This window comes from Sphaerospermopsis reniformis (genome assembly GCF_005402885.1).
Taxonomy (GTDB): Bacteria; Cyanobacteriota; Cyanobacteriia; order Cyanobacteriales; family Nostocaceae; genus Sphaerospermopsis; species Sphaerospermopsis kisseleviana.
The window spans coordinates 1-12,629 of the sequence record NZ_BJCE01000003.1 but is presented as its reverse complement, the minus strand read 5'-3'; the positions used below and the strand labels follow the sequence as shown (position 1 = coordinate 12,629).

The following is a 12,629-nucleotide window of genomic DNA, read 5'->3' as shown; positions in this document are numbered from 1 at the left end:
TTTTGTAGGATTTGCTGATTGGGAATAATTGATTACCAATTACTGATTATTTCTGCTGGAACAACTAGAAACTAATTTTAAACCAATATTATTTTACTACTTTATCTGCATTTTGATTTATAATAATGTAAAATATTATTTTCAGTCTGGATTGCAGATTTTAATAATACCAACTGGGATAAATATTTACTGGTGTTTCTATATTCAGTTGATTAAGGATTTGTTGTACCTGTTGAGCAATGGTTTTATTGATTACGCCTATTTGCTGAATCAAATTCCAGGGACAATATTCATAAACTAAAAATTCTGCTTGTCTTCTCCATTTGCGGTTGGGGTCATCTGGGGTATTAGCCCAATATTTTGATTTCATTAATTCCCAATCAATGACAGATTGTAAATCAGATATATCATCATAAAATTCGCTATATGCCATGATAGCGTGTCCATCAGTAAATGCAAATTTGAGTTTTAAAGAATTGATGGTATGGGCTTCTGAAACTAGATGGATAATTGGCTGTTGTCCACCGCTATAACTATCTACATTTTGTTTATGAATGGCATAAAGCATGGGTGAACGCGGAGCAAAATAAAAGGGGACATAATCATGTAAATATCCCCCAGCACTACAGGGGACTTTTGTGGTGGCACGTCTATCTTGAATGTGTCCGTGTGCGATGTCAAGATAATTGGTTTGTTGTATCTTGAGTTTACTGTTTGCTATCAATCCCCCACTGGTGATTATGGAGGTTAAGTTATCAATGTGGGTGATGTGATAAATCGGTGTAGACATCTAGTGATTTTAAATTATACTCTTGGAGATTTCAGGTACAAACAAACCTATTCTCTAGATTTTAAATCGTCTTTATCGGAATGTTATACACCTAGATATTAACAACGGCAAAATTTGGTTACAACAAAATCTCACAGAAGAAAATCCCACCGCAGATTTAGTAAAAATGGGAGTACCTAAAGAAGATATTGTACTAGGTTTACATCCTCCTTATAAACGCCCCTATACAGATTATGGAGTAGCCTAAAAATCTCTTCTTATCTTTGCTCCTTTGTGTCTTTGCGTGAGATAAAAAAGAAAGGTAGAACCTTTCAAAAACCATTCTCAGTCTCCAGACTGGGAATGAGAGACAGATGTTGCGATCGCAATGAGTAGTTTTGGATCATTTATTGGTTGGAACATTCTTATAGAGATTTTAGAAGGTAATTGTTAATAATCATAACCTGTAATTTTTTTACTGTTAATTATGAGAGCGATCGCCTATAATTTTTATACCTGATAAATGCCTCTTTTTTCAACGTGGCTTTCAGGCTCTATCCCTTATGAAACAAGCTGTTTAGCCACCTTGCCACCCATTAAGTGAAAATTGGCTTTTGGATCAGACTTGGGAAGCGAAGATGGATGTTGTGGAAAGGGAAGGTTGTTATCGGCTTTGGAAGAAGGCTGTTACTAAGACTTTTGATTGGGTATAATCAATAAAAGCAAAATCTACAGTGATTAAATCTATACTTTCTAAAAACTTATGAATAAAAATAAAATGATAGAAAAAATTATGAAAAATTGGCGGGGATTTCCTAACATAAATATCGTCGGTAAATATGACTTTCTAAGCCAAACTGTATGCGCTAATTCTTTGGAGATAACACATCTATCACATTTAATAAACAATCCTAAAGATATACAGATAAAACGAAAAGTTTTGGGAATATTTATCCATGAAATAACTCACTGGCTAGACCATACTAGCACTTTATGGGGGCAAAAATTTTTAATTGATATCTTTAATGCTTTCAATGCAAAATATAACGAAAACATTGATGAATTGTGGCGAATACAAAAGTTATTTTCTGACTTAAGTAGAATTTATTTTGCAGACTACTATACAGCTAATGGTTCTGCTGCTAACAAAACTTGGAATCAGAAACCTTGGCGGTATCAATTCGGTTCTGGCTTACAATTTGATAAAGATGGCAAAATCAGCGAACAGTATCCGTTTTTATTTACTAAATTTTTCACGAGTGATGATGAGCTTATCAAAAGAGTTCCTCTATCGGTAGTTTCTCTGCTAGAGACAAATGCAGTAGCATCCGAAAAGAAACTAGAAATATCTTTATTATCATCACTTTCTCAGGAAGAAATGTTAATTGAAAATAACTTAATAGAGCAAAATTCATTAAAAACATTATACGATCCACAGCTAACTGTTTATTCTGTTGCTGCTCACTGTTTGGCAAATCTTGTTGGAATTTCAGAGATAACAAGTGCTTATTTTTTATCATCTGCTTTATCAACACTTTGCCTTAATCTTCCTTCTCAAGTATTTCCATTACTAAAAATTCCTTATGACATTCAAGAAGCTATAGGTGATAGAACTAAACAAATGTTGAAAATTCAAGACCGTGGTTTTGTGTTTTATCTTCTAGCAAATTTCGCACCTAAAGACAATTTATCAGATGTATTAACCAATTCAGATATATTAAACTGGTTAGAATCAGCAGTAAATGCTGCTGGCTTACCATCTCTTATGCAATTAGAAGAACTAGCATTCATAGAAATGAATGAATTAGATAAGGAAATACTAAAAGATCCTTTAATGGAAAATTTTCAAGAATTAGGTGCAGCTATTGACGAAGATAACTTTATATCTGAATATTCTCGATTAAAAACTCTACTAAAAGCCGGAAGGGAGAATTTTACAAAACGAGGTATTTGTGGAAATCATGAACTGAGTCTTAAATCATTACTTTCTGAAGATGATAGCTGTCTTAAACTACCACCAATACTTTTAGGTGATGATGAGGTAATTCAGTTAGGAATAGAGGCTTTAGGACAGCAATATCAAAACTTAGAAGAATGGATATATTATGTATGGAACATTGAAGATAACCTGAGAGAGTTTAATAAAGCTTGTTTTGTGTAGAATTCCTTTTGTTTTGACACATAAGTTTTTATCATAACTCATGTTTCTGGACCCCAATAGCTTCAGCCATAACATAATCTGAAGGTCTATATCGCAGTTTACCTGGCATTTGACTGTTGACATTAAATTCTCTTATCAATATAAAATCGGTATTCATACCTTCATTTATAGCATTTTGAATAACTGATGCAGTCATTTGATCATCTGCAAAAATTCCTACAATATTATATCCACTTTTATTCATAAAGTAACGATTACCATCTTGGCAATATTCCCTTAATTTCATTTCTACACATTCCGCCAAAAACAGATTTTTTTTAATTTGTGCAGAATGTATTTCTATAATTCTCGAACCTATTATGGGTATTTTTTCACCATTCATACCTAAAATATCCTTATATAACTGTAGTTTTGTATCTCTATATAATTCATTTATTGATTCATAATAATTATTTGGTAAGTAGAAATACAAAGGAATAACTGTACCTTTAGAGTTAAATCTAAAATTTTGAATTAATGATTTTAAAATTGACCCAAAATCAAACCCATCTCTTTTGTAGAAATCTAATACATAAAAAAGTTTTTCAACTAAGTATTTAACATCAATTATTGCTAATGATCTACTAAAATCAAATGTCAGATTATTTTTGTCAGGTTTTTTAGTTTTTTTAGTAAGATTTTGGCGTTTATTATATCTTATAGTTTCAAGTTCATTCCACGAAATATGACTTAAACTTATTAATTCACTAATAATTTTGCTAATATAGTTTTGAAGTTCAACAAAAAGAGATTCAATGTCAATAGGTTCATTAAAAATCTCAGTAATGTGTTTGCCATTATGAACAACATCGGTTCTATAATCTTTGCTAAATTTCATAAATCTATCAACTAGAAAAAGATATTCTTGGTTATTATTTGCTATCTGGGGTATGAATTTCTTTTTCGCATCTTGAAATACTTCAAATTTATCAGGATTTGCCAAAAACTCAAACAATGTTATTATTTGTATAAATTTTGTTGTCAAATTATCTTGCTCAAGTATTTGAGAATTTAACCTTAGAGCATAGTTAACTATATGATATACTTCCCCAATTGTTTTGATATTACTATAATAGCTCTTTATTTTGGACAAATCTCTAACTTTCAGACCATTTCCAATCACTATTTCTGTACTATATTTATTTTGGATTGCAAATCTGCAAATTACAGGATAACGGAAGATAAGGACAATTGATTTGCTATTGTATATCTGTCCTACTCTACCAGGAAGAGAATGAGGATAAAAGTAATCACAATAGTAAAATCTAAATAAATCTAGAATTGGTTCTAACTTCTTGGTGGCTATGTCTATTATTTTAGGATCATGTTCTACTGAAATAGGTAAATATGTTTCATCAATTTCCGATGTTTTTATTTTAAAGCATCCTAAAACGTATGAATTTATTTTATCTTTAAGTAAATTTTGTTCATCATCTGCATGAAATATATTGCTGAACAATTCATCTATATTTACTGTTTCTTTTGGATATAATGTAATATCATTTATAGTAATAACTTCAGGAATATCAAATCTTGGAATAGGAACAAGCATCAAACATTCATCACTTTGTAGATTAACTTGTGAAATTGCTGAATACATATCAATTTTTTCCTGTATTTATAATTTTGTGCTAATATTCAACATTTATTGTATACCAAAAATCTCAATGAGTAACGAAACTACGGGAAAACTCTAAAGAAAATTTAGTATAATTTTGAACACATTATTAATTATTCAAGTGTGATCGCCCTTTTCTTACTTTCTCTTTCAGCAAGCGATCGCCTAATAATATACTCACCGAAAAAAGCCACCCCTCAATAAGAAAGCCAGTTAAGTTAAGAAACGGCTATCTTGTAAAGGCTCTTCATCGCTTATAGTAAAGGTTTCAGTAGCCAATGAGGTGTAACTTCCTTGCGAAGCCGAGGAGGCTAAATTGGCCTTGATAAGAGATTGACTAAATTCAACTCTTGTTATTGATATCAAATTCCCAAGGCTATTCCCATCAGTAGATGAACTGAAATTTTTACTAAATAAACTATTGAATCAGGGCGAGTTAATCAATCATTAAGTGGCATCGTCAGATAAAAAACAAATTCAATAGTGACTACCAACTATTTTTGACCAAACCCAGCATCAACCATTTAACAGCTATGCACAATCCTCTAATTCTGATGCTCGTTACAGTCACTATTTTTTTTCTGATGTTAGCACTAGGGAGCAAACTCTCTGTTGAGAATATCCTCTGCTTCTGGCGAAAACCAGCCTTAGTATTGCGTGCGCTTCTAGCCGTGTTGCTGCTTGTTCCTCTAGAGGTGATTGTGCTGATGAAATTTTTTCACTTACCGCCGGAAGTAACGATAGGATTAGCTTTATTGGCGGCTGCTCCAGGTGCGCCTCTAAGCACAAAGCGAGCGCAAATTGCTGGAGGCAACTTAGGTTATGCAGCAAGTCTTCAGCTGACCCTAGTAATACTTGCGGTTTTTGTGACTCCCTCTACCTTGGCGATTTTTGCGATTTTATTTGCAGATATTTCGCAAAAAGTGGCAATTTTAGATGTTGCCCGACAAGTGATGATGGTGCAAATATTGCCTGTGAGTCTCGGTCTTTTCATCAACAAGTTCGCTCCTACATTTGCTCAAAGAATAGCCCAACCCTTAACTTTGATAGCTGATAGTCTCTTTTTCGGGCTGGTTATTTTGGCGTGTATCTTCGGACTACCATTGTTGTACAAGCTTTGGGTATTACCACTCGGAGCGATAGCGAAGCGCTGCTGCAAGCAGTTCGCCATTATGGTAATTGCCTCTCTAGGAATTGGACACGCTTTAGGCAGATTCGACCATGATACCCGCTCTACCTTGGCGATTTTCTGTGTTGCTCGCAATTTTGGTTTAGCTTTGTTTATCGCCATTTTGAATGATGTACAGCAGCAGGTGATGCCGACGCTGGTGGCTTACTTAATTTTGGGAGCCTTTGTAGGTGTTCCCTACTCAATCTGGAATAAGCGCAGATTAGCTGAAAACCCATCATGAGTCAACAATAGGGTCTTGGGGGTAGGGTGTAGGCTGCATATTTCAATATTTCAGGAGTTTAGCTTTATGTCTCTGCGTGAATACAAACCCGGAACTACTTTCCCTGGAGTCATCGGCCGGACAGTTGATAAATCCAGTCCAGCTTGGCCAGAACCATTGCGGGCAAAAGAAGGCTTACCAAACGTGCTATTTATTGTCTTTGATGATACAGGATTTGGACAATTTGGGTGCTATGGCAGTCCCATCAACACACCCAACCTAGACGCATTAGCAGCCAATGGCTTGCGCTATAACAATTTACACACGACGGCGTTGTGTTCACCCACCCGCTCTTGCCTTCTCACTGGGCGCAATCACCATTCCAACGCTATGGCCTGCATTACAGAAGGGTCTACTGGTTATCCCGGTAGCAATGGGAATATTCCTTTTGAGAATGGGTTTCTCTCCGAGATATTACTACAGAAGGGTTATAACACCTATGCGATCGGCAAATGGCATTTAACCCCCGCCGACCAAATATCTGCGGCTGGCCCCTATGATCGTTGGCCTCTCGGTCGTGGTTTTGAACGTTTTTATGGTTTTCTCGGCGGAGAAACTCACCAGTATTATCCAGATTTGGTTTATGATAACCACACTGTTCAGCCAGAACAGACCCCCGCACAAGGCTATCATTTGACCGCAGACTTAGTAGACAAGGCAATTAGCTTTATTGCTGATGCCAAGCAGGTTGTCCCTAATAAACCCTTTTTCATGTATTTCTGTCCTGGGGCGATGCACGCTCCTCACCATGTGTCGAAAGAATGGGCTGATGCCTATGCTGGACAATTTGATGATGGTTGGGAAGCTTACAGGGAAAAGGTTTTTGCTCGTCAGCAAGAAATGGGCATTGTCCCCGCTAACACAGAACTATCCCGCCATGACCCCGATGTTGCATACTGGGATTCTCTCTCAACAGCAGAAAAACGGCTTTATGCCCGGATGATGGAAGTCTTTGCTGGCTTTTTAACCCATACTGACTATCACATCGGTCGCTTATTCGATTTCCTCAAAACTATTGGTGAGTTCGATAATACTCTAATTATGGTCATCTCCGACAATGGGGCAAGTTCTGAAGGTGGGCCAACTGGTTCGGTTAATGAAAATCTATTTTTTAACAATGTGCCAGAGTCTTTAGAAGAAAACCTCAAAGCATTAGATAAACTGGGTAGTCCAGAAACCTTCAACCATTATGCTTGGGGCTGGACTTGGGCGGGTAATACGCCTTTTCGTCGCTGGAAACGGGAAACCTATCGGGGTGGTATCAGCGACCCGTTGATAGTCCATTGGACTCAAGGTATTGAGGCAAAAGGTGAAATCCTTACTCAGTATGCCCACGCCATTGACTTAGTACCAACGGTACTTGAATTATTAGAAATTGAGCCACCAACAACTATTAGGGGTGTCAGCCAATCCCCAATTCAAGGTGTCAGCTTTGCCCATACTTTTAATAATAGTAATGCACCCACTAAGCACTTGACGCAATATTTTGAGATGATGGGACATCGTTCGCTTTACCATGATGGTTGGCGGGCTGTTTGTCCTTGGCCTGGCCCCTCATTTACAGAAGCAGATGGGTTTTTTGGTGCGCCTATCTCGGCGGAAACTTTGACAGAGTTAGATACTCATCATTGGGAACTGTATCACGTTGCTCAGGATTTTGCCGAAAATCACAACATTGCTACAGACAACCGCCCCAAGTTGATTGAGATGATTGCCACTTGGTATGTAGAGGCGGGTAAATATAATGTGTTACCTGTGGATGGCAGGGGTGTACAACGATTAGCACAAGAACGTCCTCAGATTGCTGTCAATCGTAGCTGCTATACTTACTATCCTGATACTCAGCCAATACCAGCTAATTGTGCTGTTAAGTTGCTCAATCGTTCCCACAGTATTACAGCAGATGTAGAAATTCCCACAGGTGGCGCACAAGGAGTATTACTTGCTCACGGTGGTAATGATAGTGGCTACTCCTTCTATGTCAAAGATGCTAAACTGCACTGGGTTCATAATTATGTAGGGCGATCGCTCTACCATGTCGAGTCTGAGTCATTAATCTCGGAGGGTCGGCACCAGTTACGTTTTGAGTTTAAAGTGACGGGTCAGGCAGATTTAGCCAAGGGGATAGGATCACCAGGTCATGCCCGACTTTATATTGATGGGAAATTAGTTGGGCAAGCGAATGTTCCTGTAACTACTCCCTTAGCACTAGGTCTGACCAGTGGTGTGATCTGTGGGATAGCCCCTGGTGCGCCTGTAACACCCGATTATGAACCGCCCTTCAAGTTTACGGGCAAAATTCATAGTGTGATAGTGGATGTTAGTGGAGATTTGATTCAAGACCGTGAAGCTGAAATGCGTGTGATAATGGCACGACAGTAGCAACAAGATGAAAGATTCTTGTACCTGAAACAGCAAGAAGGCTTACGTCTCATCCGAAGAAGGTTGGAATGCAAAAGCTATAGCTCGTCAAGTTGGTATTGGTGTAACAAGTGTACTTCGCTATTTACGTACTCCTACCTTCCCAGAAACAACTGGACGAAGAAGCCGAGGTCGAAGCATCCTAGTCCCTTACCAGGAATATATCCTTAGACGCTGGAATGAAGGTTGTCACGAAGCCTTAGTCTTGTTTGCAGAGATTCAACAGCAGGGTTACAAAGGGAGTTATGATACTGTAGCTCGTTACACACGACGTATCCGTACAGCCCAAGGAATTAAGCCACGAAAACGCCATTTAGTTAAGTCTTTACCAAAAGTCACTCAACCCAAAAAACTTTGTCTCACACCACGTCGTGCAGTATGGCTAGTGCTACGAAAACCGGAGTCGCAACAGCCAGAAGATAAGGAATTAAGGCTGATGAATATTGACACTCTGCGTCCTAAAGGAGCGCAGATTCTTAGTTCAACGAGTCCACTTAGCTTAGATCCCTTGCGGTGTCTAACCCAGAGGTGGTTCTCTCCACGCCAGTTGCTTCAAGTCGGGAAACCCGCCCAACGCACTGGCTCCTAAGCGTTACTTTCCCCCTGCCCGGAGGTAGTTGGATTACTCCAAGTTTTGTTTGAGTTTAAATTCTGTTTCGTCCAGCCCCCATGAAGATTTTACCTATTCCTGGTTAGGAACTAGAACTATGGAATAGAACCCCATATCTTCAATTGTCAAGGTACAGATTGCCGTTAGGCAGTTAGGTTTTTATACAGGTTGTTTACCATTCCTGTTAAAGCTATTGTAGTATAACTGCCCCTAGAGGGGCAAGCCGCTCCCCTACATCCATCGTCTAAAGCACGATAAAATATTTACGCCTTGCTCCGATACTTTATCTCGATGGTTTTAGCTCGCTCGATTTTGTTATAAAACTATATTTCCCAAAGCGATCGCCATTTATAATAACAATATTATAATCTTCAATGTCACAAGGATAAAAAGAATGGACAGTACAAAACTGAGTGACACAACAATAGAACTATCAGATATTACCGCTTGGGATAAAAACGGAAATAAACTGCTAGTATCAAAAGTTAGAGCTAGGGATATTGTAGAGGATATTACCGCTAAAATCGAAAATATCCTCAAATTTGAGTATGAACATAACAGAGTGATAATTCCCTATGCTATGACAGCTACCCGTGAAGAAATTAAAATCTTTCAATGGGATGGTGAAACGTTAGAAAATGTCTACATCTTCCCAACGCATGAAGTTTTATCTGAATATGATCTAGAATTTAGTAAAAAAAGGATTTTTGAATATTATCTAGAAACATTAGTTGAAGGATGGTTAAGAGATTTAGCTTATCATTGGAAAACAGAAAATCCCCCCAAGTTACAAGAATTACAGCAAATAGGATTTGTAGAAAATCTAGCAGATGCAGCACAATAAAGGTTAGAAAATTGAATGATTACGCTTTATATAGAAACTAATTTTTTTATTGAGTTTGCGAAGAATCAAGAGCAAGAAGCTGAAGAGTTAGTATATTCTACTTCTCCTGAAAAAATGTCGTTAATAGAAATTGTCACTCCGGCAATTTGTTGTATGGAATCTCTTTCGGTTTTGGAAGATGAACGTACAAGGAGAAATCGTTTTCAAGTTAACTTAGAAAGAGAAATAAGTGAACTAAGAGGAAATACGAATTCTGAATACTCTGTAGAAATTATGAAATCTCTTCAAAATGCAAAATATAATAACGAAAAAATGGCTAATAATATTAATATTCGTCTGTTTGAAGTTTTAGAATGGGCTAAAAATTATGTAGAATTCATACAATTAAAACCAGATATACTCAGTACAAGTCTGGAAAATGTACTTATTACTGATCCTACAGATAATTTAATTTTACATTGTATTCTTGATCATGCCAAAACATCTTTAAATAATCAGAAAGTTCTATTGAGTGGAAATTCTAAAGATTTTGGTACAAAAGAGATTAAAGGAATATTGCAGGAAGCAGGTATACAAAGATATTTTGTCAAGACGGGCGATTTTTTAGGCTGGTTAAATTCACAGTTCTAATTATTGTGTTAAATCCCACATTTTGCACTTCAAAAAGTAGCATAATCAAACTACATTGACGGTCAATTAAAACATTAAAACTTATGGTTTGAATTGGAGTGCGGAATGTGGGTTATAGAAAGCTTTGAATTTACCAGTTTTCTCCAAATTGATCAGGTCAATATTTAGCAAAAACATGGGTTGAAAGCTCCTCGCCCCTGTTTGCCCACAGGCAAGCTTCTAGGGCGACTTTTTGATAGAATAGTACAAACAGGGCATTGTCTGTTGGGCGAGACAGTGTAAGACGGGGATTCCTGCAACTGTTGTTTGAACCCAGAATCTTCGCGCTTCTAGGGCGGGGAGTGTGTCAACCCAAATAGGTCTTTCCGCAGTATCTATAGCGTCTAAACTTGAAATAACAAACTTTAGCGAATACGCACTGGTAGAGTGACAAACCCGTTGCCAGGGAAGGTTTCGCGCTCTAGGGTCTCGTTTGAGGCAAGCGATATCTCTGCGGTGTGGGCGAGCAGCGTTTCGACAGTAACGCGCAACTCCAGTTGAGCGAGAGGCGCTCCCAGACAGTAGTGGATACCCCCGCCGTAAAGCAAATTGGCTTGCTGTTCGCGGTCGAGATGGATTTCATCCGGGGCGTTGAACGCTCGCGGATCTCGGTTAGCGGCGATCCACATCAGCGAGATCCGCTCACCTGCGGGAATCGTACGGCCGTTGATCGTGGCTTCCCGCGTTGTTACTCGGGTGTTGGCAACCAATGGACCGTCCATTCGAGGAATTTCATTGATGGCGGCGGGAATTAGCTGTGGCTGTTCGCGCAGACGGTGTTGGAGGTTCTGGTTTTCTGCTAGATGGGCAATGACAATGCCGATTGCTGCGGCGACGGTGCCATGCCCTGCTATCCAATTCCGCAGCACCGCGATGATATCCTCGTTGCTCCAGCGGTGACCGTTTACCTCGGTCATCATCAGCCGACCGGTAACATCGTCCCGGATGTCCTGACGACGATGATCCTCGATTGCCTCGGTAACAATTGCCTCGTACTCCACTGCGATCGCACGCGCAGCCTCATGATCGTGGTGGAAAGTCGCCGCCTGATTGCCGTGACTCCAGTTGCGGACGCGTTCCCACGTTGTCTGTGGCCAGCCAAGAAACGCACACATCGTTCGGAAGGCGATCGGCTCGGCAATGTCTGCCACTGCATCAGTTGTACCTGGCATCTTGATCGCCTCCATTACATTCGTAGCGATTTCTCGACACTTGGGTTCAATCGATGCCATCTCGGAGGCTGAAAAGTAGGGTGCTAGGATTTCGCGGTATTTCGTGTGTTCGGCTCCATTCATGGCATTCGGAATAGCACGATGCAGCGAGGCATTGATAAAAGTGTCCGGGTCATCCAGCACTGCGACAACATCCGCGTGGCAAAAGAGTGACCAGTGCATTGCATCGCTGTAAGCAACGGGACACCGCTCGCGCAGCTCGTCGTAGGCGTGAAGCTGATCGGCTAATACTGCTGGGTCTCGCGGATTCCAATCCTGTGGGGTGTGGTCAGACATTGTCATAGATACCTCCAGTAGATCAATTAATGTTTGCAAAAGCATTGATCGCGTTAAATGTGAACACACCTTTAATAAAATTAGGTCTCTAAATTGTAATTGGGATATTATTAACAGAGGTATCTCTTATGAAATAAGTCTCATGACAAAGAAAGGCAGAGAGAGGAGGACATCTCTACTATCTATTGAGAATATCTTTTTAATTTTTTCTACTATTCCTATCTCATCTATTATTCCTGAGTGATCTATAACTGAGGATTAAGGGTTGGGGGTTTGCAAGTGATCGCCTGCGGCACTGGCGTAGCCAATCGCCCTCCCCACTTCCCACTACCATCGCCTAACACCTAAAAACCTAACCTTCATGAATCAATTGTAACAAAGCCTCCGTTGATATCTTCCCACTCATATCAGAACCCTCCAGCAAACTATCCGCCAAATCCCGCTTATGGTGATGCAACTCCACAATCTTATCCTCAATAGTGTCCTTTGCTACCAACCTATAAATAGTCACCGGGCGTTGTTGTCCAATGCGGTGGGCG

At 39.1% G+C, this 12,629-nt stretch carries 10 protein-coding genes and 2 pseudogenes; 8 read left to right on the top strand and 4 right to left on the bottom strand.

Translation table 11 applies throughout. The features are described 5' to 3' along the window. Positions 1-160: 160 nt before the first annotated feature. Positions 161-790, bottom strand: coding sequence for a type II toxin-antitoxin system toxin DNA ADP-ribosyl transferase DarT (gene darT / locus FFR48_RS00820; protein ID WP_096573000.1), 630 nt, complete (start codon positions 788-790; stop codon positions 161-163). Positions 791-851: 61 nt separating this feature from the next. Here darT and FFR48_RS00815 point away from each other — a divergent pair. After that, positions 852-1,037: pseudogene (locus FFR48_RS00815) on the top strand (element excision factor XisI family protein); the annotation flags it as partial. Positions 1,038-1,532: 495 nt separating this feature from the next. Then, on the top strand, positions 1,533-2,930 hold the full coding sequence (locus FFR48_RS00805) for a hypothetical protein (RefSeq protein ID WP_137666042.1): 1,398 nt from the start codon (positions 1,533-1,535) through the stop codon (positions 2,928-2,930). A 31-nt stretch (positions 2,931-2,961) separates the two neighbouring features. Here FFR48_RS00805 and FFR48_RS00800 read toward each other — a convergent pair whose 3' ends face one another. Next, positions 2,962-4,569, bottom strand: a complete 1,608-nt coding sequence (locus FFR48_RS00800; RefSeq protein WP_096573003.1) for a hypothetical protein — start codon at positions 4,567-4,569, stop codon at positions 2,962-2,964. A gap of 391 nt (positions 4,570-4,960) precedes the next feature. Here FFR48_RS00800 and FFR48_RS30470 point away from each other — a divergent pair. From FFR48_RS30470 to FFR48_RS00775, 6 genes and pseudogenes are all read left to right on the top strand, one after another. After that, positions 4,961-5,078 (top strand): annotated as a pseudogene (locus FFR48_RS30470) (IS630 family transposase); the annotation flags it as partial. A 9-nt stretch (positions 5,079-5,087) separates the two neighbouring features. After that, positions 5,088-5,999 carry a bile acid:sodium symporter family protein gene (locus tag FFR48_RS00795; protein WP_236103959.1) on the top strand — a complete coding sequence of 304 codons (912 nt, stop codon included), beginning with the start codon at positions 5,088-5,090 and terminating at the stop codon, positions 5,997-5,999. A gap of 66 nt (positions 6,000-6,065) precedes the next feature. Further along, positions 6,066-8,420, top strand: coding sequence for an arylsulfatase (locus FFR48_RS00790; RefSeq protein WP_137666041.1), 2,355 nt, complete (start codon positions 6,066-6,068; stop codon positions 8,418-8,420). Between the two features lie 244 nt (positions 8,421-8,664). After that, positions 8,665-9,048: a hypothetical protein gene (locus FFR48_RS28840; protein WP_190647363.1), complete on the top strand. Its 384-nt coding sequence runs from the start codon at positions 8,665-8,667 to the stop codon at positions 9,046-9,048. Positions 9,049-9,463: 415 nt separating this feature from the next. Next, the gene (locus tag FFR48_RS00780; protein WP_096573006.1) at positions 9,464-9,913 is read left to right on the top strand and encodes a hypothetical protein; all 450 of its coding nucleotides are present in this window, start codon (positions 9,464-9,466) and stop codon (positions 9,911-9,913) included. A 15-nt stretch (positions 9,914-9,928) separates the two neighbouring features. Beyond that, a complete protein-coding gene (locus FFR48_RS00775) occupies positions 9,929-10,543 on the top strand; it encodes a PIN domain-containing protein (protein ID WP_096573007.1) in 615 nt (204 codons plus the stop codon). A gap of 404 nt (positions 10,544-10,947) precedes the next feature. On the opposite strand, the gene FFR48_RS00770 is transcribed toward FFR48_RS00775, so the two are convergent. After that, the gene (locus FFR48_RS00770) at positions 10,948-12,090 is read right to left on the bottom strand and encodes a cytochrome P450 (RefSeq protein WP_162501823.1); all 1,143 of its coding nucleotides are present in this window, start codon (positions 12,088-12,090) and stop codon (positions 10,948-10,950) included. A 352-nt stretch (positions 12,091-12,442) separates the two neighbouring features. Beyond that, positions 12,443-12,629, bottom strand: a 187-nt coding sequence (locus FFR48_RS00765) for a hypothetical protein (protein WP_162501822.1), incomplete at its 5' end; no start/stop codon positions are given.